Genomic DNA, 24,568 nt, shown 5'->3' with positions numbered 1-24,568 from the left:
TCTTATTGTTATAGTTTTCCCGGATTTCTCCGTTGTCTTACGATAGAACAATACTCATTCCGTATATCTTTTTCCTCTGCCTTTATAAAAAACCGCTTCAGCTTTTTTCTTCTTTTTTCATTTTCTTCTCCTGACGCAGCTCCCGGAAAAATTCAGAAAGCATGGAAGAACACTCCTCCTGAAGAATTCCTTTTGTAATTTTCACCTTATGGTTAAAGCCCTCCGCTTCCAGAAGGTTCAGAACCGACCCGGCGCACCCTGCCTTCGGATTCATACTGCCGATCACAACCTCATCAATTCTTGACTGGACCAGAGCTCCCGCACACATCTGGCAGGGTTCCAGCGTTACATACATGGTGCATCCCTCAAGTCTCCAGTCCCCAAGCTTTTTGCTTGCTTTTCTGATAGCATTCAGCTCCGCATGGGAAAGAGTATTTTTATCTGTATTTCTCCGGTTGTACCCTCTGGCAATGATCTTTCCCTCTGACACGATCACGCATCCGATGGGAACCTCCTTCAAAGCCCGGGCTTTTTTTGCCTGCCGGATAGCTTCTTTCATAAACCGTTCTTCTTCTGTCACTTAAGCCGCTCCTCTCCTGATTAACGATATATCAAAATACATTACAGAACAATTCTGCGAGAACAATAGCCTCTCTCTTTTTCTGAATTTATTATAGTAAATGGTCATTGCAAAATCAATGCGAAAAATCTAAAATAAAATCACATGATATATCTCAGGATCGGAGGTTCTTTATGAAAATATACGGTTTAAACAAAACAACTCTTCTTGACTATCCCGGACGGGTGGCTGCCACAATTTTTCTGGGCGGGTGCAATTTCCGCTGTCCGTTCTGCCAGAACAGCAGCCTGGTGCTGAATCCCTCCTCACAGCCGGAGCTCTCTGTCACAGAAGTTTTATCCTTTTTAAAAAAACGTCAGGGAATCCTGGAAGGCGTGTGCGTCACCGGAGGTGAACCTACCCTTTCCCCTGATCTGCCTGAATTTCTGGCAGAGATCCGCGCTCTTGGATATCCTGTAAAGCTGGATACCAACGGTACCCGTCCTGATCTTCTGAAAGAGCTTGCCGGGGAAGGGCTGATTCAGATGGCTGCCGTAGATATTAAGGCCTGTCCTGATAATTATCCTTCACTTTGCGGGCTCCTTCACCCTGATCTTGATGCCATTAAAGAAACTGTTGATTTTCTCATAAACGGAACCCTGGACTACGAATTTCGTACAACCGTGGTAAAAGAGCTTCATTCCGAACAGGATTTTGTCGCTATCGGAAAATGGCTTTCCGGAGCAAAAGCCTATTATCTCCAGGCATACAGAGACTCCGAAGAAGTTCTGCAGCCTGGATTCAGCAGCTTCTCTTATAAGGAGCTGGAACATTTCCGCCAGATTCTGATGCAGACCATTCCTTTAGTAGAACTTCGGGGGATTGATTAAACGGTACCAGTATCCGCCCCTGCTTTTAGGAAGCTGGATCTGTCTGCTTTCTTTAAAATACGGGAAACCAAACATATTTGCCATAAATCGTTCCTGCTGGTCATAGCCTCCGGGCACTCCCAGTATGTAATGTCCGGAACTGTTTTTTCCTATCAGCAAATGACCGAAATTATAAAATCCGTACTGCAGAAAGCGATTATTCCGAAGCGCACAGTCTCTGGGATGAAAATGACAGAGATCTGCCGGCTGTATTTTGCGGCAGTGGCAGATCTCTCCATCACCAAAAGCATTGAACGGCTCTCCGAAAGAAAGCGATTTCTCTTTTGCTTTGGTCATTTCCTGATTGCAGACAGCTACTGATTGAGATGTCAGATACTCTGTATGAATGTCATCCCCATCTGCCGTTATCGTCTTCTGTTTTAAATTATTTTCTGATGGATCAGGATTTTTTTCACTCGTTTTATCCTTCTGCGCCTCCTCCTGTACTTCTTCTGCAGTTTTTATTCCCATATTCTGAGATATCTGACAGGCATCGTCTTCCTGCGGCTGACTTTCCACTGATTCCACACCGGCTCTGATGCCCGAATTTCCCATTTTCTTATAAACGTTATTCTCTTCCTCTGTTTTTACTGTATTTTTTGTTTCCAAATTCCGGTGGATCTCTGAGACATCGTTTTCTTCTGATTGATTTTTCTGTTTTCTTTCCGTAATTTTATTTTCTGAATCTTTCTTCAGCTCAGCATTTATCTCTTCCTGCCGGTTACTCTGTATTTTTTCTTCCGATGCAGTTTCCGGATCATGCATTTCCCTGCAATTATGATCATCTTTCATTAAGGGGTTCTGCATTTCTTCCTCAGATTTTGTTTCCCCAAAAACATGCTCCTCTTCTGATTTCACTTCTTCAGCGGACTCTTCTGATGATTCTCTGTTCATGGTACTGTTTTGCGGATCAATTTCTTTATCTGAGCTTTTATTCTCTGTTTTTTCTTCCTTTACTCTGCGGAAATTCTCCGGACGAATAGGCTTATCATCCCATTCTGTCCCAAAAAACGCCCCGTTTTCCGTAAGAAGGATCATTCCCCCCATATTCTCCAGGGTCATGGCGCTTCCGCCCATATGATTCCGTTCAGTCTCCAGAACGCAGTCAGCTCTGCTGTCTTCTGTCATGCAGGATCCCAGCAGCACTCCATCCAGCAGCCCTGTCTTACGGGTGAATCCGAAGATTTCGCACTTTACATCAGGAGTAAGGCCCGGACAAAGAATATGCGCCTCCATTCTGCATACCTGTTCCTTTGCCTCCACCCGGATAAACCCGCAGTTCCTTCCTTTTTTTCCTTTTTGGTATTCATATACATATGCAACAAAACGCCGATATCCACTCAAAGGATTTCCTCCTGGCCTCTCATTTCATTAATGTATATGTATTTTATACAAAAAAAGACCCTGCCCCTTAACTTCATCCAGTTCTGCGCCATCTGGAAATTTATCTGCCAATGTGCATGACATTTCCATTGTTTTTTCAGCTATAATGGTCTTACTTGGTTTCATCGGCACAAAAACACGCTGAAGACATTGCCTTTTTCCGGGTCATATTCCCCTTTCATATAGCCCCGCTGGCCTCTTATGATCTCACGGGCAAGATACAGGCCAAGACCTACTCCCTCCTGATCTTCCGCGTTCTTTCCACGGTAAAATCTCTGAAATACTCTGGCAAATTCTTCCCGCTTCACCTTGGTTCCGCGGCTGCATACATTGATCCGAATATACATCTCATATTCCAGAAGCTCCACAAGAATCACGCTTCCCGGATCACTGTATTTCACAGCATTGTCCAGAAGATTAAAAAACACCTCCTCCGTCCATCTGCGATCCAGACAGGCTTTCAGCTTCTGATCTCCCTTAAGCCGGATATCATTTCCGTGCTGCTCCGCCTTTAACGCTGCCTGATCCACGGCCTCCAGGATCACCGGAAGCACCGGCTGAATCTCCGGCTTCAGGGAAATAATCCCTGTTTCCATACGGGAGATTTTGGCAAAGCCTTCTCCCAGCCAGCTCAGTTTCCGGGCCTGACGATCCAGATTATCTGCAAAATGCCGGTATTCCTCCGTTGTCAGAGAATCTTCTCTTAAAAATTCGCTGTACATTTTAATATTTGCAATGGGCGTATTGATCTGATGCACCAGGTCGCTGACCGAGCTGCTGATCTGATCCCTGAGCAGCTTTTCTCTTTCCTCCTGCGCTCTGTGGATCTCATAAAGACGCCCTGCCTGGGACTGAAATTTGCCAGGCAGGGTATCTTCATTCTCGGAAAAATATTTTACTTCCCGTCCCAGTATCAGCTGCTCCAGCATATCATCCATCTGAGCCATTGTTTTATCTGCCATCTTTTCCATTTTTTTGTATTTATATACCAGAAAAACAAGGGCTGCCGTCAGAAGACAGATGATAATAAAAAGCATCGCAGTCACTGTGTCTCTCATATCCGGTCACTCCATTTGTATCCAATGCCAAAAACTGTCCTGATGTGATCCGGTTCCTGAGGATTGTCCTCTATTTTTCCCCTTAGTCTCCGCACGTTTACATTCAGTGTTTTTTCATCCACATAATTCTCATAGGTATCCCACACCATAGCCAGCAGCTGTTCTCTTGTGAGCACCTGATTCCGGTGAGCCAGAAAGGCTTCCAGAAGACGGATTTCCGTGGCAGTCAGTTTTACCTCCTGCCCGTCCTTTCTCAGCTGTTTTCCATCAAAGTCATAGGCCAGCGCACCGGAATAATAAAATCTGCTGTCTGTATTTTCCGCTCGTTTCAGAAGCACTTCAATCCTCCGAAGCAGCACAGCCATAGAAAACGGCTTTGTCACGTAGTCGTCGCACCCTGCGTCAAATCCCTGCAGCATATCCGCCTCTGTATTCCGGGCGGTCAGAAGCAATACCGGAACCGTATTACTCTGCCGGATGTGTTTCAAAAACATTCTCCCGTCCCCATCCGGCAGGTTGATGTCCAGAATTACCAGACTTACCGGCTGATTCATATAGCCTGACGCTTCCTCAATATTTTTTGCGCTGTATACCAGATATTCCTTTTTTCGGAGAGCATAGGCAATGCCCTCATTCAGCATGGTATCGTCCTCTACCAGCAAAATTTTTGTATCCATTGTTTTCTCCTGTCCAAAGAGCACAGCCAGCTCCCCGTTTTCCGCACATTCTACACAATACTGTGTTTATCTTACTCAATTTCCCTCAATCTTTCAACAATAGATTTTTTGTTCAGTACCTTTACCAAAAGCCAGGTCATAAAAATGCAGATAATAATAACCAGAAGCATAAGAACAGCAGCCGATGTCAGGAACAATCCCGGATTAAATCCCGTAAACAGGGCATGCTGCGTTACAAGATAGGACATAATGCTGCCGGACAGGAGCATAAGAACCACAGATACTCTCATAAATTTCAGTGTATCTTTCAGAAGCATTGCCCACAGCTGCCTCTTTGTCATGCCAATGGACTGCATTGCAGCCAGCTCTATCTTTCTGGAAAACACATCCGAAGTGATCGTATTGACCAGATTGGAAACTCCTATGATCCCCAGAAGTCCTGCCAGCAGAAAACCGATCAGCTGGAACGTCTGTTTCTGAGTTTCCATCTGCACTCTGGTCATATATCGGGACTCCATCTTCAGCTGAGAATTGTATTCCGCAGCCATAAGACTGTTGATCTGCTGATTCTGTTCCTCTGTAATTTCTTCCTCTGTATCAATCTGAATATCGCTGATCCACTGGTCATAATCCGGGTACAGCTTTTTAAACAAAGTGTCGGACAAAATAATATTTCCAACACTAATATCACTGGTTCCGAACATACTACGCTTTTCGCACACTGCCAGAACTGTCATTTCTTTTTCAGAATAATTTCCCTGATTATCATAAAATCCAATGATTGCTGCATCTCCTGGGTGTACGCTGTCCTTAAAATCTCTTCCCATGACTTCCTGACTGTCCGGAGCTAACCATATAACGCCTTCTCCTGCAGCAAATTTATCTACATCCACAGTTCCCTCAAAAGCACCCGCACATGCAAGTTCCTGCTGGATCAGCTCTGCAGGAATCCCTTGTACACTCAGCCCCCAGCGATTATTCTTTGCCTGTTCCTGAAGCCCCGTATCTCCATAGGTACTCATAAATTTATCACTGTTTGCAAAAAATTCCATTTCATTTTTTAACGGACCGTCCAGAGATACCTCTGCCTGAGACGGCAGATAAAGTCTGCCCACTGTTGTTTCCACATAATCCGGCATCATTCTTGCCTGATACACTACATTCACATCCGTCACAAAAGGAAGGTCTGCAATTTTATCCGGCAATTCTGCAGAAACAGGCTTATAGGGCTCCTCCAGGCTCCAGCCTGATCCCTCATGAATAATCCGCGCATCATTCATATTATAGCGCTCCACCATATGATCTACGGAAAATCCCAGAGCCGCATTACAGGAAACCAGAAAGATCATTCCGCTTAACGCAAAGGAAAGAATGGTAAACAGATTTTTCTTCTTTTTGGGGGCAAATCTGGCCGCCTCTACCGGAGAGATGCGGCAGGCCAGCTTCAGAGACTTCAATGCGCTGATATATACGGTAAACCAGGAAAATCCAGCTCCCAGAATAAAGATCACCAGAACATTAGGCGCTTTATAAAACATGGCATACATGGTCTGCGCCATTACTCCCGGGCCGATCAGATTTCCCACAATATAGCCAAGAACGATTCCGATCAGAATGCCAATTACTGCCAGACGGCGGATCTGCTGCATCAGCACAGTCTTCAGCTGCCTTGCTGTAGTTCCAATGGTTTTCATCATGCCAAACCAGCGGATATCAGAGGATACAGAAATATAAAATACATTGTAGATCAGGAAATAACCGCTTAAAATAATAAATAACACAAACAGCACTGCCGGTCCTACACTTAACAGCATATTGCTCATACTGTTAGTATTCTTTGTTCCGATTCCGGTTCCCCCTGCCAGATCGCAGGCTTCCTGCAGCTTATCCATAACATCTGTTTTCAGAAGAAGAGGATTCAGGTTGTTCAGCTTCACATAAATCTTCTGAGGGATTTTTTCCATTGCAGGATTATACTGACCGATAAATTCAGGTGCTGTATAAATCTCATCATAAATCTCACTGATATTGATCAGAGGATTTTTATAGTATCCGGTAACAGTAAATGTTATTGGCGTTTCCGCCATTTCCTCATCTGTGCCGAGCATCACCAGAAGCTCCAGCTGACTGCCCACAATCCTTTCAAGCCCCAGATGTTCTGCCATAGTATCAGAAATCACGATTTCATCTGCATTCTGTGCAAATCTGCCTTCAGTCAGCTCTACAAAATTATGTTCAAAATATGACTCATCCGGCGCCAGAAGCCGCACGTCCATTCCCGAAAACTCCTGATTGTGAAGTCCGGCTCTGCTGCATTCCCTTGCCATGTCCGCCCACTGGATCTGCGGCAGCTCCTTAAGCTTATCCCGGGTTTCCTCCGTGCCGTTGATATTGCCTTCACAGCCCGGACCGGGAGCAGATTCCCCATAATTACTGATGGTAGAAATCATACTGATCCCCACTGTCCACACTGCTGTGATCAGAAGAGTAGTCAGAGCAATAGCCAGAATGGCAATACGGTTTCTGCTTTTATGAGAGGTGTAATTATCCTTTGCCAGCTCCTTTAATACTTCCTTATTAGTATTCTGAAACATGGATGTCACCTCCCACTACCCTTCCGTCCTCCAGATGGATGATACGGTCTGCCTGCTGGGCAATTTCCTCATTATGGGTGATCATAATAATTGTCTGGTTAAACTCCCTGTTGGTCATCTGCAGAAGTCCTATCACCTCCGCGCTGGTTCTGAAATCAAGATTTCCTGTAGGCTCGTCTGCCAGAACGATCTTTGGCTTGGAAGCCAGAGCCCTTGCAATAGCCACTCTCTGCTGCTGGCCGCCGGAAAGCTGATTGGGACGGTTCCTGGATTTTTCCGTCAGTCCTAAAAGGCTCAGTATTTTTCCGATAAACTCATCATCAGGTTTATTTCCGTCCAGCCGTATTGGAAGAACCACATTTTTATACACATTCAGCATAGATACCAGATTATAATTCTGAAAAATAAATCCAATATTTCTTCTGCGGAATACGGTACGCTCCTCGTCCTTCATATTCAGCAGAGACTGTCCGCCGATAATTACCTCTCCGCTGTCTGCATAGTCCAGACCGCCCAGCAGATTTAAAAGTGATGTCTTTCCAGAGCCGCTGGTACCTACAATCGCAACAAACTCGCCCTTTTCTACTGAAATGCTGATATCGTCCACGGCTTTTACCAGGCTGTCGCCCTGACCGTAATATTTTTTCAGATGCTTTGTCTCTAATATTTTCATAAAAATGTCTCCCTTCGTTATGTTGAGTCTATCATAACAAAAGGAGATTACAATCCGGTAACAATATGAAATTTTCCCTGCTGTTGTTTCATTCACCAAATCAATGATACATAAATTTTACACATAAGTGCAGAAGAAGCTCCTTCCTCTCATTTTTAATGTAACACGAACATACTTTCTTACGATATATTAACAAATAAAACAAAAAGGAACCCTTTAATTAAAGGATTCCTCACATTCCAGTCGAAGCGACAGGATTTGAACCTGCGGCCTCTGCGTCCCGAACGCAGCGCTCTACCAAACTGAGCCACGCTTCGATTTCTTTATTTATCAGCCACATCTCGCGACTGCAAAAATTATTATATTCATTTTCATAGCATTTGTCAACACTTTTTTTAAAAAATTTCAAAAAACACGAAAAAACTTTTTTGAAGATTTCAGAGAGTACGTTTTTCCTTCTTAAATATATAAAAACGCTGTCAAATACAGGGAAATCCATTGAAATCCCACAATTTTTAGGCTATATTAAAGTCACAATACCAAAAGGGGATTTTTTTATGAATGTAAAAGACATCAGCACACACTGTACACGGACAGAATTTGTCGGAACCACAGTTCTTGATACTATTGGACTTGTGATCTCCGGCATTGACGATACACTTCTTCAAAAAATGAACATCGGTACCAAATACCATGCTCTCGGGCTTTTCAGCTCCCGGACAGGCGCTGCCGGACAGCTCACCGCCATTGATGATGCGGTAAAAGCCACCAACACAGAAATTCTTTCCATTGAACTGCCCAGAGATACCAAAGGCTGGGGCGGCCACGGAAACTATATTGTACTGGGAGGAAATGATATTTCTGATGTACGTCACGCAGTCCAGCTTGCTCTGGAGCTTACCGAAAAATATGCAGGGGAGCTTTATATCAGTGAATCCGGTCACCTGGAATTTGCCTATTCTGCAAGCGCAGGTCCTGCTCTTCAGAAAGCCTTTCATGCGGAACCCGGGGAAGCCTTTGGTTTTATGGCAGGCTCTCCTGCCGCCATCGGCCTTGTTATGGCAGACACTGCCATGAAAGCGTCCTCTGTAAAAATTACAAGCTATATGACGCCTGATATGGGAACCGCTCACTCCAATGAGGTTATCCTTTCCCTTTCCGGCGATGCAAGCGCTGTAAAGGAGGCTGTCCTTAATGCCCGGCAGATTGGTCTGGAGCTTCTGATCGCCATGGGAAGCTATCCGGAAATCCCCGGTACCCCTTATCTGTAAACCAAATTCCCGGAAGCAGCAGCTTCAACTGCAGCTTCCGCAGATATTCAAAAACCCGGCTTCCAAAACATACAGGGAGCCGGGTTCTGCTTTATTCTGTTTTTATCATACGATAACCTACGCCGATATGTGTCTGGATATATTGAGGTGAATCCGGGCCCTTTTCTATTTTCTTTCGAAGCGTCGCCATAAATACACGGAGAGAGGCAACGTCATTTTCCCAGTTGCTCCCCCAGATATTCTGGGTAATGAAAGTGTGTGTCAGAACCTTCCCGACATTTCTGGAAAGGAGGCAGAGAAGCTTGTATTCAATAGGGGTCAGGTGAAGTTCCTCCTCATCCAGATATGCGCAGCCGGCAGCATAGTCAATGCGCAGAGCGCCGTTTACAAAAACAGACGCTTCTGCAGGTGAGTCATTTTTGATCATGGCCAGACGTCTCTGTACGACACGAAGTCTTGCCAGAAGCTCTTCTACAGAAAATGGTTTGGTCAGATAATCGTCGGCTCCTGCATCCAGAGCGTCAATTTTGTCCGTATCCTCACTGCGGGCGCTGATAACAATAATCGGCATGGTGGACCAGGAACGGATTCTGCGGATCACTTCCACTCCGTCAATATCAGGCAGACCGAGATCCAGAAGAACAATATCCGGATTGTGGGAGGAGGCTTCAAGAATGGCAGTTTCTCCGTTTCCGGCTACCAGATAACGATAGTCGTGTGTTTTCAGTGTGGTTGTGATCAGATTTTTTACAGAAGAATCATCTTCCACTACTAATATCAACGGTTTATTCATGTAATTGTACCTCCTCAGCTGGTAATGTAAAAGTAAATACGGTTCCATGGGGAACATTATCAGAAACACTGATAGACCCTCCATGTGCATTTATAATGGACTTACACAGAGAAAGTCCAAGTCCGAGACTCCTCCGGCTGTCTGCCACCCGGTTCGAGCCTGTGTAGAACATATCAAATATCTGCTTTTTATTTTCATCAGAAATACCCGGACCATCATCGGATACAGAAATAACAGCCCAGTTATCTTTCCGGAAAGTAGAAATCCGGATCTCCGATCCCCGGGGAGTATATTTAATTGCATTATCCACCAGATTTATAATAACCTGAACAATCAGCTTTGCATCCATTTTTGCCAGAAGCAGATCATCCTGATGCTTTACCGTAATATGATGTTCCACAGAAAGTCTGTTTACGTGGCGGAGGGCTTCTGTAACCACCTCGTCTGCCAGTTCTGTGGAAATACGCAGATTCAGCCTTCCCTCTTCCAGACGGGTAACAGACAGAAGGTTTTCCACAAGGTTGATCAGCCACATGGAGTCATCATAAATATCCTGATACAGAGTTTTTTTTGTGCTTTCGTCAAACAAACTGCTGTTTGACAGAAGATTGCTGGCGTTTCCTGAAATAGAAGTCAGCGGAGTACGAAGGTCATGAGAAATTGTGCGAAGAAGATTCGCTCTCAGCTGTTCGTTTTTTGCCAGGATGGCCGCCTCTTCTTTCTCATGGGCATTTTTCTCATTTTCCATGGCAAGAGCACATTCTCCCAGAATAGAAAGAAGAATATTGTTTTCGGAGGCATCCAGAGGCTGTTTTCCGGCTGCAATCCCCACCACTCCGTAAACAGAATCATTTACCCGGATAGCCAGATAAAGACATTTGGCATTGGAAAGCGTCTGGGTGGTAGCGCCTGCGTGACGGTTGTTTTTAAACACCCATTCAGCCACTGCGCTTTCATTTCTTGTGAGATAATCAGAGGCGGTATCTTCTTCACCGGCAGAAAATGTCATGGGAGCCGCCAGGGTATTTTTTTCCGCAGGATAGATCACTATATCTCTGTTCAGAAGTTTTGTAAGCTGATGAGCCGTAGAAGTCAGAATCGCGTCACGGTCTGTAGCCTGCTGAAGTATCTGACTGGTATCAAACAAAATCTTTGTACGAAAGGCCGTACGGGCAGACTGACTGGCAATCGTCTTCATCCGTGTGGTAAGTGTTCCGGTCAGAAAGGCTGAAATAAACATTACCACAAAAGTAACAGGATAGCCCCGGTCATATGCCATAAGCGTGAATTTAGGATCTGTAAACAAAAAGTTAAACACAAGCACACTGACAATTGAAGTGATCAGGCTGTAAACCCGGTTTACTGTTACAATGGAAGTTACCAGCACCGCAAGCACATATACCGTAATAATATTTGCCTCGTCAAAGCCAAGCTGCTGAAAAAGGTAGCCCAGGCAGCTGGCTGCTGACAGGATAAAAATACTTTTTAAAATGTCAGATGCGGAAAAGATAATATGATTTTTCTGATTGTGAACAGTCGGAGTGCGGTTCGGAGTCTGATCCGGAATAATATGCACATCCATATTTGGAGCATTGGTAATAAGCTGTTCTGTAAGAGAAGGTTTTCCCAACAGACGCTTTCCTGTGACTGTACTTCTTCCGATCACAATCTTGGAAACCCCGGACAGCTTTGCAAATTCTGCAATCTGAAGAGGGACATCGTCTCCGTAAACAGTTTCTATGGTAGCGCCAAGCTGCTGGGCAAGATAAATATTGGAACGGAGCCGCTGTCTGTCTTCTTCAGTCATGGCAGAAAACTGTGAGGTTTCTACAAACAGAGCGGTAAAAGTTCCCCGGAAAGCATTTGCCATTCTGGCTGCAGTCCGGATAATCTTTGCATTGGACGGAGAAGAAGAAAGACAGACCAGTATGTGTTCATCCGTATAATAATCGCTTTTGTTTCTGATACGGGCAGCCTCAGTTCTTTTATTTACCCGGTCCGCACACCTTCTGAGCGCAAGCTCTCTCAGCGCAGTCAGCTTTTCTAAAGTAAGGGCAGAACTGTCAGCTTCAGAGGAATCTGAACTGCTTTCAGAGGCAAGCTGTTCAAGAAGCTCCTGCGGTTCAATATCAACAAGCTTTACCTGAGCAGCATTGTCAAAAACAGAATCCGGAATGCGTTCAAGGATTCTGTTTCCGGTAATTGCTGTCACCATATCGTTAAGGCTCTCAATATTTTCTACATTGGCAGTAGTATAAACATCAATGCCTGCTTTTAAAAGCTCATAGATATCCTGATACCGCTTATGATGCCGGCAGCCGTCTGCATTTGTGTGGGCAAGTTCGTCTATAAGAATAAGTCCGGGCTTTATTTTTATGGCTTTATCAAGGTCAAACTCTTCCACAGGAGTTCCATTATGTTTGGAATGGAGAGGCGGAAGCAGTTTCAGACCGTTCAGCCGGGCCCGGGTCTGAGGATGAGCATTGGACTTAATGTAACCTACCGCAACATCTGTACCATGCTTTTTTTCCATATGGGCAGCATCCAGCATTGCATATGTCTTTCCCACGCCTGCCGCATAGCTGAAAAAAATCTTCAGATGCCCCCTTTCCGGAGAGGACATCTGATCGGATGCTGCTGCCATATCTGCACTCTGATTTTGTTTTTCCACACTATCACTCCTCGTTATTTCATACAGGCATTATAACCTATCTGACAAAATCCTGCACAAAAATATGTTGGACACAATTATTTTTATTATCATAAACATTGTGAACAGTAACTATTTTTCCAGGTATGCAGCCTTCAGCAACCGGATAAATAATTCTGCTTCCTGGGAACGGCTGCCTTTTTTCCACAAAGCATTCACAAGAAATTTCTGTGAGTTAAGAGGCATAACAGGAAGTCCCAACGGCTCACATGCAAGAATGTTTTCATCCATCAGAAAAAGAAAAGAACCCAGCTTTTGATCCGGCTCTGTGTTTACATCCGCCCGGATAAATCCAAAATCAATTTTTCCTGTATTCAGCTGCTTCTGAATATCCTTTGCAGAACCGTAGAAAAGACTCAGCTCACAGCCGGGAGCCTGACGGGAAAACCTTTCCAGAAGATCATTTAAAAGAGAGACTTCTTCTGTATGTTCAAATGCAATGGAAAGCATTGAGGGCCTGTCGGAACTGATTACAGTCCGGCTGCTGTCGCCAAAGAAAATATCCAGTTTTTTCAGTATTAGAAAGCACAGGGCAAAAACAGCAGCTACTGCGCAGATCAGAATCAGTTCTTTCATAAAATCATCCCTTCATGTTGCGTATTTACGGAAGCTTTATTCCAATCAGATGTGGAAACACTTCTGAATATCTCTGATGTTCCCAAGAACAAGCATGGTATTATTTTCCGGAACAGGAGTATCTGATTTAATATTCAGATTCATGACTCCCTGATGTTTAAATGCCATGATATTAATGTTGTGCTTGTTTCGGATGTCAAGCTGCCCAACAGTTCTTCCCACCCAGTTTTCCGGAACAGAAATTTCAAAAATAGCATGTTCGTCATCAAGCTCCACATAGTCCAGAATATGGTCTGCACTGTAGCGGATCGCTGCCCATTCAGCCATTTGCTTTTCCGGATAAATAACTTCATCAGCGCCGTTTTTCAGGAGGAATTTGGCGTGAACATCTCTGGCAGCTCTGGAAACAACATATTTTGCACCCAGCTCACTGAGCAGGGAAGTGGCTTCCAGAGAACTCTGAAAATTATCTCCAATGGCCACAATACATACATCGAAATTCCTTACTCCAAGAGATTCCATAAATCCTTCCTTTGTGGCATCACCAATCTGTGCGTTTGTAACATAAGGAAGAATGGCATCTACTCTTTCTTCATTTCTGTCAATAGCCATTACCTGATGATTAAGCTCATCCAGTTTCATTGCAATATGGCGTCCGAATCTTCCAAGTCCTATCAGTAAAATTGATTTCATCATAGTAATTGTCTCCTTTTATTAACCTACTGTAATTTTTTCCTGCGGATATCTGGAACCGTAGGAATTTCTTTCTGAAAGCGCTGCAAAAATAAGTGTCAGGCCGCCAACCCTGCCAAAAAACATAAGCAGGATCAGGATCAGTCTTGAAACCATTCCAAGGGTTGGTGTCAGTCCAAGGGACAGACCAACCGTACCAATGGCAGAGCTTGTTTCAAACAAAGCGGAAATCAGCGGAACCTTGTCAATGTAACTGATTATCATGCCTCCGCCAAGAAACAGAACCAGATACATCAGCAGAATAGTCGCAGCATTTTTGATCACACTGTCCGGAACACGTCTGCGGAAAAAATGAGCAAAATCGTTTTTGCGGAATACGGACAAAGCGGAAGAAAACAGAACTGCGATGGTAGTTGTCTTCATACCGCCGGCTGTGGAACCCGGAGAGCCACCGATCAGCATCAGGATGATCATAAGCATCAGTCCGGTTTCTGTAAGCAGGGTCAGATCTGCAGTGTTAAATCCCGCTGTTCTTGGCGTTACAGACTGGAACAGGGAGGTCCAGATCCTTTCTCCCAGAGGCAGACCGGAAAATTCACAGAAAAAGAAGTAAACAGCCGGAACTGCGATCAAGACAGCAGTAACCGTCAGAATAACTTTACTCTGCATATTATATTTTTTAAACTGCAGTTTATTTTTCTTAATATCTGCCCAGGTAACAAAGCCCACGCCACCTGTTACGATCAAAGCCATGATCGTAATGTTTACAAGAGGATTTGAAGCATAGGAGGTCAGAGAGGAAAAAGGTTCTCTGACACCAAGCAGATCAAACCCGGCGTTGCAGAAAGCAGATACAGCGTGGAACAGAGAATACCACAGACCTTTCAGAATACCGAAATCTTTGCAGAATACAGGCATCAGAAACACTGCTCCGATCAGCTCTATAAATATACTGGTTTTCAGAATAAATTTGGTCAAACGTACGATACCGCCAACCTGGTGGGCAGAAATTGCTTCCTGCATGGTGCTTCGCTGCATCAGACCGATTTTTCGGCCGGACGCAACAGCAATGGCAACAGCAATTGTCACAACGCCCATGCCGCCGATCTGGATCAGCGTCAGAATGATCGCCTGACCAAATTCAGACCAGTAGGTTGCAGTATCATGGATAATAAGTCCTGTTACACAAACTGCAGATGTGGCAGTAAAAAGGCTGTCTGCAAAGGATGCGCCATTTCCGTCCCGGGTGGAAAGCGGGAGCATCAGAAGCAGGCTGCCAAGAAGTATTACAGAAAAAAATCCCAGAATGATTACCTGAAAAGAAGTAAAATGTCGATGTTTTCGGTTTCCTGTATGATTCATTGCGGCGATTGCCTCCCTTTATCTCGTCTTTATGGTGTCTTTATCATATCTTAATTCGTATTAAGTATGTATAAATAAGAATTTGATGATGTTAAGATTGTATAAAGACGAAAGGAGTTATCCTAAAAACAGTGTAACCAGGACAATGAGAAGAGATACAACCGCCAGACTAAAAACAGGAAGGCCGATAAACATAGCCAGGACAGCTGCATGTGGATGACGAAAAGCAAAACGTTCTGCACGGTTGTCAAATTTATCCTCTAATTTGTGTATGGATCTTAAAATATTGGACATAATCATTTCTCCATTCTCCTTATTTTATGGTAAAGCTCTGTTGTCAGGCTTTCCTCTGTTCTTAAATTATGGTAACACGGAAAAAATTAAGATGGAAAAAACGCATGATCCTGTGAGATAAAAGTTCTATAAAGAAGGAGGGCCGGGCTGTATGGCCCGGCGAGTATGAAAAACAAAAATTTAATTTATGTAAAAAAGCATTCGCTTTATTTACTAAATACTATAAATGGAATTTGTGATGAAAATGTGAGGATAAATTGAAAAAAAGGTGATGTAATTCTAAAAAACCTGTAAAATCACAGGTGCCGGAACCGGGATTCCGGAATATATTCCAGAATTCTGAGACATACAGAACAAAATGTCCTCATGGAAGATGATCTGGAATGCATTTTGACCTGGATACTGTGAACGGAGTAAAAAAGGGCATAATTTTTACGGAGCCTGACCTGATGAAAAAAAATATTGTAAAATACAGCCGCCTTCTATATAATAGGAAAAGAAAAAACAGGAAAAGCAAACGAGCGCTTTGCTCATAGACAACTCTCAGGAGGAAAATAATGAAAAGAGAAACAGTTGTTGTACTTGATTTCGGCGGTCAGTATAATCAGTTGATTGCCCGCCGTGTAAGGGAATGCAATGTATATTGTGAAATCTATTCCTACAAGACAGATATTGAAAAAATAAAAGAAATCCAGCCTAAGGGAATTATTTTTACAGGCGGACCAAACAGTGTATATCTGGAAGATTCACCTGCGTATACAGAAGAAATTTACAAACTCGGAATCCCGATCCTGGGAATCTGCTACGGCTCTCAGCTTATGATGCACCAGCTTGGCGGAAAGGTAGAAAAAGCCCCTGTGCGCGAATACGGAAAAATTGAGGTTCATGTAAACACTGACTCTGCCCTGTTCCAGGGAGTTTCTCCAAAAACAATCTGTTGGATGAGTCATAACGACTACATTTCCAAAGAAGCTCCCGGCTTTGAAATTTCTGCCCGGACAAATGACTGCCCTGTAGCTGCAGTGGAAAATAAAGAAAAGAAGCTTTATGCAGTTCAGTTCCATCCGGAGGTGCTTCATACTCAGGAAGGAACCAAAATGCTGTCAAACTTTGTATATCAGGTATGCGGATGTGCCGGAGACTGGAAAATGGATTCTTTTGTAGAAGATTCCATTAAAGCGGTCCGTGAAAAGGTCGGAAACGGAAAGGTTCTCTGCGCCCTTTCAGGCGGAGTGGATTCTTCTGTTGCAGCAGTCCTTCTTTCAAAAGCGGTAGGAAGCCAGCTTACCTGCGTATTCGTGGATCACGGTCTTCTCCGCAAAAATGAAGGCGATGAGGTGGAAGCTGTCTTTGGCCCGGAAGGTTCCTATGATCTGAATTTTATTCGTGTAAATGCTCAGGAACGTTTTTATGAAAAACTGAAGGGCGTTGAGGAGCCGGAGCGTAAACGTAAAATCATCGGCGAAGAATTTATCCGTGTATTTGAGGAGGAAGCAAAAAAAATCGGCGCCGTGGATTTCCTTGTACAGGGAACCATTTACCCGGATGTTGTTGAAAGCGGCGTAGGGGGCGAGTCCACTGTTATCAAATCACACCACAATGTGGGAGGACTTCCTGACTATGTTGATTTTAAAGAAATCATTGAGCCTCTGAGAAATCTGTTTAAAGATGAAGTGCGTAAAGCGGGACTGGAGCTTGGCATTCCGGAGTATCTTGTATTCCGCCAGCCGTTCCCGGGCCCGGGACTGGGCATCCGTATTATCGGAGAGGTAACTGCTGAAAAAGTAAAAATGGTTCAGGAGGCTGATGCGATCTGGCGTGAAGAGATTGCAAACGCAGGCTGGGATAAAAAGGTAAATCAGTACTTCGCAGCACTGACAAATATGAGATCTGTCGGAGTTATGGGAGACGAAAGAACCTACGATTATGCCATTGCCCTTCGCGCAGTAACCACTACAGATTTTATGACTGCGGAAAGCGCTGAGCTTCCGTGGGAAATTATCGGAAAAGCTACCAGCAGGATCATTAATGAAGTAAAACATGTAAACCGTGTTCTTTATGACTGCACCGGAAAACCTCCGGCAACAATTGAAATGGAATAAAGAAATGTAATAAATTTATAAAAGCTGAGACAGAAAACTGACTCAGCTTTTATTTATTCAGGTTGCTTTAGAATTCCGGCTCAATAAGACCGTAAGTGTTTCCTTTACGTTTGTAAACAACATTTACCTGATCTGTCTCTGCATTAACAAATACAAAGAAGTTATGTCCCAGAAGTTCCATCTGAACACATGCATCCTCAGGATACATTGGCTTGATATCAAACTTCTTGGTACGGATGATTTTTACTTCTTCATCCTCCTCATAATCTTTTTCCAGATACTCCTGCTGGAAATTGCCAGGTGCCTGCTTCCTGTCTACAATTTTATTTTTGTATTTACGCAGCTGACGCTCAATTACTTCTTCCACCAGGTCAATAGATACATACATATCATTGCTTACCTGCTCGGAGCGTATAATATTTCCCTTCACTGGGATTGTAACCTCGATCTTCTGTCTTTCTTTTTCAACACTTAAAGTTACTACAACTTCGGTGTCAGGAGTGAAATACCTTTCCAGCTTTCCAAGCTTGTCTTCAACGGCTGTTCTAAGCCCTTCAGAAACTGTGATGTTTTTTCCGCTAATAATAAATTTCATACATCCATCCCCTTTGCTGTTTATTTGGGTAATGTCCACGCAGGTAAAAATCTGCGTCTATTACTTATGGGTTCATTATACCACATACTTATGAATTTTAACAACACTTTACGAAATTTTTATATTAATAATTGATAAATTTCGCTATTAACTGATAAAAGCAGATACTCATAGGCTCTGTTTCTTACTGCACCCCGGAAACACACATCTGAAGACTTCTGTTTTCAGAAGGATCTTCCAGAAGTTCTGTTCCTTTCTTGTCTGTTACACAGTAAAGACCTTTTCCGCTTCCTTTTGGCGCATCACTGGAAATTTCCAGACGATAGGTTTTTCCCGGCTCTACAGAGATTTTTTCTTTCAGGAAAGGATAAAGAGCTGTATTCTCTTTCATTCCATAGGTATCCCCATTTTTTTCATAAATCACCTTTCCTGTATCTTTTTCTTTCAGCACCACATTCAGGCTGTTGATCTCACTGTTGCCCGGCTCTGTGTATATACGGATCTTAATTCCGGAAAGTGTATAACCGTCTGCTGTAAATTCCTGTATCACCGGAACATTTTCTTCCAGCATAACCACATTCTCTGCTTCCATATTCTGCCTGCTGTTGTCAAAGAAATTTATTTTTCCCTGAAGGACACCTGCCGCACATACAGTCATTGGAAGTACAAATGCAGCCACTCCAAACAGAAAGGCTGCCCTTATCTGCCACACCATCCCGCCGGCAATGACATTTCCTTTTCTGCTGTGATATCTGGGATGTCCGAATACTACATAAATCAGCAATACCACCCACATGGCAGTACAGAGAAGCTCCTGGTCATGGAACCCGTAAAGATCCCACATACGTACGGAAAACTCACGGTCTTTTAGAATATATTTGAGAATACCGCTGTTCAGCACTCTCTCATCAACCATACTCTGGCTGCAGAAAATATACATAGCAAGCATAAAAATATTTGTTACCATATAAAGAAGATTTCCGTTACCATTCATCATAAAGTTCAGGACAAGGAATGGCGCCATTAAAAGGATCCACTGGGGATTCCAGGTAGAAAATCCAAAGATTGCAAAGCTTACTGCCACACAGAAAAATACGGACCATGACCGAAGCTCATCCTGCGTCTCTGCTTTTTTCTGATAAGCCCACACCAGCACAAAGGCTGCTGCCGCTGCAAGAAGATTGATCCCGCTGAAAAATCCCAGAGAAAAAGGCTTCTGTACATATTCCAGCGCTCCAAAACCAAATACATTTCTTCTAAACGCTTCAGATCCTATATTTGGAAGAATCTCTGCAAGCAAAGGAGCAAGCATAACAGCAGTATATTTAATCAGATTTCTGATCTTCTTTTCCTTCAGAAGCAGAAGTACCAGGAAATAAAGCACTGCATGATATTTAAAGGTTGCAGCAAATCCGCACATAAGGGCAAACTGCCACATTTTCCCCCGAAGGAAAAAATAAAATCCCAGTACCAGAAAGAGCACAGTAAATATGTCATACTGGCTGAAAATAAACTGGCTGAACACACCCATCGGAAATACAAGAAACGCAAACTTACACAAAAGAGACTTTTTCTCGCCAAATCCCATTTCTTTTCCGATTTTGTAAATAATCTGAGCAGTAACAAAATATAAGATAACCGGAAGAAGCTTATACCACATAATATTAATAAAACTGTTTGTCAGCATTGCTTCCGGTGCGTGTCCTGTAAGATAAAGGGGCAGATTCCAGACCGCATAGGCAATAAACGTACTTGGCAGATAATTTGCCCAGTATCCTCCTGACTGCTCATAGCTTGCCTGATAAAAATCCGCGAAATGTTCATACATCAGAAAGGAACGGTTTCCTGTAAGCTTTACATCAGAATGAGCGCAGGTCACAAAAAGAACTGCCAGTATCAGGAAAGACAAAATCCAGTCCAGTCTGCAGAGATCGTTTCCGCTCCACAGCTTCATACTGTTCCACCGGTCTTTTTTTCTGCCCATCCAGCCTGATGCATATGCTGCTTTTTTCTTATTCATGAATACTCTCCTGTTTTTCCCTGTCACTCTCTTTTCCAAAAACATCTTTAGCCTGGATAAATCCATTACGGTTTCTCTGTACTTCCCCACTGAATTTCTCAGGTTCTTTCACAGAAGCATCTGCGCTGTATCTGATACTGTCCACCTGCATTGTCTCACTGTTTTCAGACTCTTTTTCTGTTAAATCTTTTTTCCGGAACTCTGCCTCTCTGTTTTCCTGGGTTTCAGATTCTCTGTTCTGTTGACATTTTTTGTCCTCATCCTCAAAATTCAGACGCTCTTCTTCCACTACCAGAGGTCTGTCCAGTACCCTTGTATTAATACTCAGTACATATTCTCCAAGAAATCCGATAAAGAACAGCTGAAGAGCTCCCAGAAAGAACATACCGATGACCATAGGAGCAATGCCTGCCGAAAAACGATCCCAGTACATCAGCTTCAGAATCAGATATACAATACCTGCCGCAAAGCTCAGACCGCCAATAATAAAACCGGCAAAAGTTGCCAGACGCATCACTACTTTAGAATATGAGGTAATACCAATCATGGCATAATCATAAAGGCTGTAAAAATTATTTTTGCTTTTTCCTGCTCTTCTTTTAGGCTGAATATAGGGAATTGCTTTATAATCAAACCCAAGCTCTGCAATGATTCCACGAAGATAGGGCATGGGATCATGAAGGTCTCGCACCACGTCTACAAATTTTTTGTCATACAGTCCAAAACCGGTAAACTGTTCAATATGGTCGATCTCGGTGATCTTTCTGATCATCTTGTAATACAGACCACGGATCCTGTACATTCCCTTTCGTTCCTGACTGGCATTTTTCACACCGATCACGATTTTATTTCCCTGTTCCCATTCTCTGACAAATTTCGGGATCATCTCTACCGGGTCCTGAAAATCAGCGCACATACGAACCACACAGTCTCCATATGCCTGTTTCATACCGTAAACAGGAGATCTGGCCTGACCGAAGTTTTTTGCATTAAAAATAGCCTTAATGTTTTTATTATTGGCACACAGTCCGCGGATCAGCGCCTGCGTATTGTCTTTGGAATGATTGTCAATAAACAAAATCTCATAGTCATAATCACTGAGGTCGCGCTCCATTACTTCTGTAACTGCTTTTGACAGTGGAACCACGTTTGCCTCTTCATTATATGTAGGAATTACCACTGAAATTTTCTTTTTCATTTTTTATCTCCTGTACTCTGGCTTTTCAGCCAGGCAATGGTTTCTCTGATTCCCTGCTCAAACGTATACTCCGGTACAAAACCTGTATCCTGATAAAGAGAATCAATATCTGCGCAAAGGTTCATTACAGCGCCTTTGGGATATGGTCTGGCTCCGATCCCCGGATTCCTGTAATCTGTAAGCTCTGCCATTTTCTGTATATAATCCCGAAGCAGCGCAGGCTGTCCGCTTCCTACGCAGTACACGGCTCCGTCCCGTCCTTTTTCTCCAATAAGATAAAAGGCGCGGCCTGCGTCTGCGCTGAAAAGATATTCCCATCTCTGCATTCCGGGTGTAAATTCTGTAGGCTCCCCTGCCAGCATTTTTCTGAGGCCGGAGGCGATCATGGTAGTTTCTTTTTCATAAATTCCATAAACACTGAATATTCTGGGCCAGATACACTCTATTCCCAGTTCCTTGCAAAGCATCCTTGCCAGATATCCGGATGCCAGCTTTGCCGCTCCGTAAGGAGTTGTGGGATTTGCCGCGCTTTCTGGTGAAATCCTGTCCAGATCCAGCAGACCGTACTCTGCCTGGGATCCGGCTCCGATAAAACGTTTACAGCCAAGAGCTGCCGCTGCCTTTACTGCTGCTAAAGTATACCCGATGTTCCGGCTTTGAAGCTCTGTGCTTGAATTTCTGTTTTCTCCGGTATTCCCCCAGGCAATATGATAAAACGTATCGCATTCCTGCGAAATCATTTCCGGCAGCCTGTCCAGATGCTCCAGAGAACAGTCCGCAAATTTGATCAGACTGCTTTCCGGCAAACGGGAACGCTTTTTTGACCCTTCCCGTACAACTGCATAAACCTCTGTTCCATGCTTTATGCATTCTTCTATTAAAGCCACGCCGATCATACTGGTGGCTCCTGTTACAATAATCCGCTGCATAATTTTCCTTCTTATTTAACTTTTGTACTGTCTTTAGAATATATGAAATCAGAAAAACTCTTCTGTTTTTCTATTGTTTCTGCTGTCTGGCAGAATATTTTTGTCTGATTTAAAGAGCATAAAAATACTCTGGCGTATTGTCTCATTCATTTTCAGTGTAATGACGCAAAGTGAATTTTCCATCTGTAAGGCGAAGGAATAAGGCGATGCGGCAGCATCGGCGATTGACGACAGCCCGGCAGCTGGAAATTCAGACAATTATTATGCGAATGTGAATGAGACATTATACTACTTCTGCTACGGAAGAGGAATGTACATATTTTCTTCCAGCTCCTCCATGGAAAGAAACGGATACATGTCCTCAAGAGGCGCAGACACCATTTTTCCATCCGGAAGCTTTTTCGATGAGGTTTTCGGCTCGGTTTTCTGATACCTGGTTACAAAAACCTCACATACAGCCGCTCCATCCATTTCCAATACTTCCTTAATCGTATCCGCCAGTTTTTCTGAGCTGTGAATACATCTGTACGGAAATCCATAAGCCGGAATAAGCTTCTGAAGATCCGGAAAGCTCAGGTCACCGCTCTCCTGTCCAACTCCCACCAGAGGCTCTCCAAAATAGCTCTGCTGAGTCTGTCGAATGGAATGATATCCCTGATTGTTGATTACAAAAAGTTTTATCGGAAGATGATTCTGCCTGATCGTCTGCAGTTCCTGAATATTCATCTGAAGGCTTCCTTCTCCGGTTACACAGACTACCGGCTGTTTCCCGGATGCAATACACACCCCGGTTGCCCCCGGAAGGCAGAATCCCATAGACGCTGTATTAGGATTTGTAATAAAGCGCTGACCTTTTTTTACACGAAAAGCCTGACTTCCTGCAACTCTGGAAGTTCCCACACTGACCATAAGATTCTGGTTTTCCTTCATGGCTCTGGACAGTTCTTCATAAAACGCATAAATATTTGTGCAGCCATCCTCCACAATTTCATAATGACCGGACACAACAACCGGATATTTTTGCTTCCATAAAAGACACTGATTTCTCCATGCATTTCCCTGGAATAAGGGGTTTTCCTTGGAAGCTCCACGTTTTTTTGCAGCCTTTATCAGCTTTCGGATCAGCTCTCCGGCATCGCCGCATACAGGCAGACTGACATGCAGGCTTGGTTTTTTCAGTTCATTTTCATCAATATCGTTCAGAATGGTATAGCTTTCTCTTGCCCAGTCCTGATACCGGAAGCCTGTCTGTGCAAATCCCTGACGATTGCCAAGAGAAAGAAGCACGTCGCTGTTCTGAAGTGCAAAGTTACCCGGTCTTGTTCCTGTTCCCCCGCTTCTTCCCACAAACAGGGGATGATCCGACTCAATGGCATCCACGCTGCTCATACCTGTTACCACCGGAACTCCCAGAAGCTCAGCAAGCTGATAAAAGTCCTCATGCGCCCCTGCCAGCCGTACACCATTTCCCGGTGAAAGAACCGGCCGTTTGCTTTCCTGCAATTTATCCAGAATCTGCTCTACCGTCTCATCTTTTATTTCCCGGGGCTGCTGTTCAGGATTTTCTTCCGGATCATAGGCTTTCAGATCATCTGTTTCTATGACTGCCCCCTGAACATCAAGAGGAATGTCCAACCATACCGGTCCCGGCCTTCCATTTACAGCCAGATAAAGAGCCTTTTCCAGATGGTACCGGATGTTCTCCGGATGAACGATCATGTGAGCATACTTTGTCAGGCTTTTTACTACCGGAACAATATTGCATTCCTGCACTCCCATGCTGCGAAGAGGCAGACCTGAGGCAGAAACCGTAGTTGCATAGCGCGCCTGACCTGAAAATACCAGCATCGGAATGGAATCCATCCATGCCCCCAGAACCCCGGTAATTGCATTTGTAGCTCCCGGTCCCGTGGTGACACAGACTGCTGCCATTTTATTTCCAAGACGGGCATAGGCCTCTGCCGCCATGGCACATGCCTGTTCATGATGCTGATAAGTACAGTGCAGCATTTTATGATGTCCAAAAGCATCATTCATATGCATGGCTCCGCCTCCGGTAACAGTAAATACATCCCGGATTCCCCACTGTGCAATATATTCCGCTATATAATCAGATACCTTCTGTTTCATTTTCTTTCTCCATATCAACTGT

The 24,568-nt window shown here is 43.9% G+C and carries 19 protein-coding genes, 1 tRNA gene and 1 pseudogene; 3 read left to right on the top strand and 18 right to left on the bottom strand.

Annotated features, from left to right (window positions below):
• Positions 1–97: 97 nt before the first annotated feature.
• Positions 98–580: a tRNA adenosine(34) deaminase TadA gene (tadA, locus tag NSA57_RS11265; RefSeq protein ID WP_147599866.1), complete on the bottom strand. Its 483-nt coding sequence runs from the start codon at positions 578–580 to the stop codon at positions 98–100.
• A gap of 173 nt (positions 581–753) precedes the next feature.
• Here tadA and NSA57_RS11260 point away from each other — a divergent pair, with 173 nt between their 5' ends.
• Complete coding sequence (locus NSA57_RS11260; protein WP_257464881.1) at positions 754–1,449, top strand: anaerobic ribonucleoside-triphosphate reductase activating protein; 696 nt, start codon at positions 754–756, stop codon at positions 1,447–1,449.
• On the opposite strand, the gene NSA57_RS11255 is transcribed toward NSA57_RS11260, so the two are convergent.
• From NSA57_RS11255 to NSA57_RS11230, 6 genes are all read right to left on the bottom strand, one after another.
• Positions 1,423–2,832 carry a DUF6128 domain-containing protein gene (locus NSA57_RS11255; RefSeq protein WP_173752884.1) on the bottom strand — a complete coding sequence of 470 codons (1,410 nt, stop codon included), beginning with the start codon at positions 2,830–2,832 and terminating at the stop codon, positions 1,423–1,425. The genes NSA57_RS11260 and NSA57_RS11255 overlap by 27 nt on opposite strands.
• 161 nt (positions 2,833–2,993) lie before the next feature.
• Complete coding sequence (locus NSA57_RS11250; protein WP_173752882.1) at positions 2,994–3,929, bottom strand: sensor histidine kinase; 936 nt, start codon at positions 3,927–3,929, stop codon at positions 2,994–2,996.
• Positions 3,926–4,606 carry a response regulator transcription factor gene (locus NSA57_RS11245; protein WP_147599863.1) on the bottom strand — a complete coding sequence of 227 codons (681 nt, stop codon included), beginning with the start codon at positions 4,604–4,606 and terminating at the stop codon, positions 3,926–3,928. Before NSA57_RS11245 ends, NSA57_RS11250 begins: the two co-directional genes overlap by 4 nt.
• Before the next feature lie 71 nt (positions 4,607–4,677).
• Positions 4,678–7,200, bottom strand: coding sequence for an ABC transporter permease (locus NSA57_RS11240; protein ID WP_257464880.1), 2,523 nt, complete (start codon positions 7,198–7,200; stop codon positions 4,678–4,680).
• Positions 7,184–7,873, bottom strand: coding sequence for an ABC transporter ATP-binding protein (locus tag NSA57_RS11235; protein WP_257464879.1), 690 nt, complete (start codon positions 7,871–7,873; stop codon positions 7,184–7,186). The genes NSA57_RS11240 and NSA57_RS11235 overlap by 17 nt, the downstream gene beginning before the upstream one ends.
• Before the next feature lie 243 nt (positions 7,874–8,116).
• Positions 8,117–8,190, bottom strand: a tRNA-Pro gene (locus NSA57_RS11230).
• A 240-nt stretch (positions 8,191–8,430) separates the two neighbouring features.
• On the opposite strand from NSA57_RS11230, the gene pduB reads away from it, so the two are divergent.
• The gene (gene pduB, locus NSA57_RS11225) at positions 8,431–9,144 is read left to right on the top strand and encodes a microcompartment protein PduB (protein WP_147599860.1); all 714 of its coding nucleotides are present in this window, start codon (positions 8,431–8,433) and stop codon (positions 9,142–9,144) included.
• Positions 9,145–9,235: 91 nt separating this feature from the next.
• On the opposite strand, the gene NSA57_RS11220 is transcribed toward pduB, so the two are convergent.
• From NSA57_RS11220 to NSA57_RS11195, 6 genes are all read right to left on the bottom strand, one after another.
• A complete protein-coding gene (locus NSA57_RS11220) occupies positions 9,236–9,937 on the bottom strand; it encodes a response regulator (protein ID WP_257464878.1) in 702 nt (233 codons plus the stop codon).
• Positions 9,930–12,581, bottom strand: coding sequence for an ATP-binding protein (locus NSA57_RS11215; protein ID WP_257464888.1), 2,652 nt, complete (start codon positions 12,579–12,581; stop codon positions 9,930–9,932). The genes NSA57_RS11220 and NSA57_RS11215 overlap by 8 nt, the downstream gene beginning before the upstream one ends.
• Positions 12,582–12,719: 138 nt before the next feature.
• The gene (locus NSA57_RS11210) at positions 12,720–13,223 is read right to left on the bottom strand and encodes a LysR family transcriptional regulator substrate-binding protein (protein ID WP_257464877.1); all 504 of its coding nucleotides are present in this window, start codon (positions 13,221–13,223) and stop codon (positions 12,720–12,722) included.
• Between the two features lie 45 nt (positions 13,224–13,268).
• Entirely contained in the window at positions 13,269–13,916 is a 648-nt protein-coding gene (locus NSA57_RS11205) for a potassium channel family protein (protein WP_147599882.1), read from the bottom strand.
• A gap of 21 nt (positions 13,917–13,937) precedes the next feature.
• A complete protein-coding gene (locus NSA57_RS11200; protein WP_257464876.1) occupies positions 13,938–15,278 on the bottom strand; it encodes a TrkH family potassium uptake protein in 1,341 nt (446 codons plus the stop codon).
• Positions 15,279–15,395: 117 nt separating this feature from the next.
• Positions 15,396–15,572, bottom strand: coding sequence for a hypothetical protein (locus NSA57_RS11195; protein WP_257464875.1), 177 nt, complete (start codon positions 15,570–15,572; stop codon positions 15,396–15,398).
• Positions 15,573–16,129: 557 nt separating this feature from the next.
• On the opposite strand from NSA57_RS11195, the gene guaA reads away from it, so the two are divergent.
• A complete protein-coding gene (guaA, locus tag NSA57_RS11190) occupies positions 16,130–17,674 on the top strand; it encodes a glutamine-hydrolyzing GMP synthase (RefSeq protein ID WP_257464874.1) in 1,545 nt (514 codons plus the stop codon).
• Positions 17,675–17,741: 67 nt separating this feature from the next.
• On the opposite strand, the gene hpf is transcribed toward guaA, so the two are convergent.
• The 5 genes and pseudogenes from hpf to NSA57_RS11165 all read right to left on the bottom strand — a co-directional run bounded on the left by hpf (position 17,742) and on the right by NSA57_RS11165 (position 24,546).
• Complete coding sequence (gene hpf, locus NSA57_RS11185) at positions 17,742–18,269, bottom strand: ribosome hibernation-promoting factor, HPF/YfiA family (protein WP_022067075.1); 528 nt, start codon at positions 18,267–18,269, stop codon at positions 17,742–17,744.
• Positions 18,270–18,453: 184 nt separating this feature from the next.
• Positions 18,454–20,289 (bottom strand): glycosyltransferase 87 family protein, encoded by a 1,836-nt coding sequence (locus NSA57_RS11180; RefSeq protein WP_257464873.1) that lies wholly within the window; start codon positions 20,287–20,289, stop codon positions 18,454–18,456.
• A gap of 247 nt (positions 20,290–20,536) precedes the next feature.
• Positions 20,537–21,487 (bottom strand): annotated as a pseudogene (locus NSA57_RS11175) (glycosyltransferase family 2 protein); the annotation flags it as partial.
• Positions 21,484–22,416: an NAD-dependent epimerase/dehydratase family protein gene (locus tag NSA57_RS11170; protein WP_147599853.1), complete on the bottom strand. Its 933-nt coding sequence runs from the start codon at positions 22,414–22,416 to the stop codon at positions 21,484–21,486. The gene NSA57_RS11170 and the pseudogene NSA57_RS11175, both read right to left, overlap by 4 nt.
• Positions 22,417–22,713: 297 nt before the next feature.
• Positions 22,714–24,546 carry a thiamine pyrophosphate-binding protein gene (locus NSA57_RS11165; protein WP_257464872.1) on the bottom strand — a complete coding sequence of 611 codons (1,833 nt, stop codon included), beginning with the start codon at positions 24,544–24,546 and terminating at the stop codon, positions 22,714–22,716.
• Between the last annotated feature and the right edge of the window lie 22 nt (positions 24,547–24,568).

Origin of the sequence: Blautia caecimuris, from assembly GCF_024622975.1 — a bacterium.
Lineage (GTDB): Bacteria > Bacillota > Clostridia > Lachnospirales > Lachnospiraceae > Blautia_A > Blautia_A caecimuris.
Note: the sequence above shows the minus strand (reverse complement) of the source record. Positions and strands in the feature narration are given on the sequence as shown.

Excerpts from the sequence above, each read along its gene's own strand:
- NSA57_RS11220 (WP_257464878.1), bottom strand. The coding sequence starts at position 9,937 with ATGAATAAACCGTTGATATTAGTAGTGGAAGATGATTCTTCTGTAAAA.
- NSA57_RS11165 (WP_257464872.1), bottom strand. The coding sequence starts at position 24,546 with ATGAAACAGAAGGTATCTGATTATATAGCGGAATATATTGCACAGTGG.
- NSA57_RS11240 (WP_257464880.1), bottom strand. The coding sequence starts at position 7,200 with ATGTTTCAGAATACTAATAAGGAAGTATTAAAGGAGCTGGCAAAGGAT.
- NSA57_RS11195 (WP_257464875.1), bottom strand. The coding sequence starts at position 15,572 with ATGTCCAATATTTTAAGATCCATACACAAATTAGAGGATAAATTTGAC.
- hpf (WP_022067075.1), bottom strand. The coding sequence starts at position 18,269 with ATGAAATTTATTATTAGCGGAAAAAACATCACAGTTTCTGAAGGGCTT.
- NSA57_RS11180 (WP_257464873.1), bottom strand. The coding sequence starts at position 20,289 with ATGAATAAGAAAAAAGCAGCATATGCATCAGGCTGGATGGGCAGAAAA.
- pduB (WP_147599860.1), top strand. The coding sequence starts at position 8,431 with ATGAATGTAAAAGACATCAGCACACACTGTACACGGACAGAATTTGTC.
- NSA57_RS11245 (WP_147599863.1), bottom strand. The coding sequence starts at position 4,606 with ATGGATACAAAAATTTTGCTGGTAGAGGACGATACCATGCTGAATGAG.
- NSA57_RS11260 (WP_257464881.1), top strand. The coding sequence starts at position 754 with ATGAAAATATACGGTTTAAACAAAACAACTCTTCTTGACTATCCCGGA.
- NSA57_RS11210 (WP_257464877.1), bottom strand. The coding sequence starts at position 13,223 with ATGAAAGAACTGATTCTGATCTGCGCAGTAGCTGCTGTTTTTGCCCTG.
- NSA57_RS11170 (WP_147599853.1), bottom strand. The coding sequence starts at position 22,416 with ATGCAGCGGATTATTGTAACAGGAGCCACCAGTATGATCGGCGTGGCT.
- NSA57_RS11200 (WP_257464876.1), bottom strand. The coding sequence starts at position 15,278 with ATGAATCATACAGGAAACCGAAAACATCGACATTTTACTTCTTTTCAG.
- NSA57_RS11215 (WP_257464888.1), bottom strand. The coding sequence starts at position 12,581 with ATGGCAGCAGCATCCGATCAGATGTCCTCTCCGGAAAGGGGGCATCTG.
- NSA57_RS11250 (WP_173752882.1), bottom strand. The coding sequence starts at position 3,929 with ATGAGAGACACAGTGACTGCGATGCTTTTTATTATCATCTGTCTTCTG.
- guaA (WP_257464874.1), top strand. The coding sequence starts at position 16,130 with ATGAAAAGAGAAACAGTTGTTGTACTTGATTTCGGCGGTCAGTATAAT.
- NSA57_RS11235 (WP_257464879.1), bottom strand. The coding sequence starts at position 7,873 with ATGAAAATATTAGAGACAAAGCATCTGAAAAAATATTACGGTCAGGGC.
- NSA57_RS11205 (WP_147599882.1), bottom strand. The coding sequence starts at position 13,916 with ATGAAATCAATTTTACTGATAGGACTTGGAAGATTCGGACGCCATATT.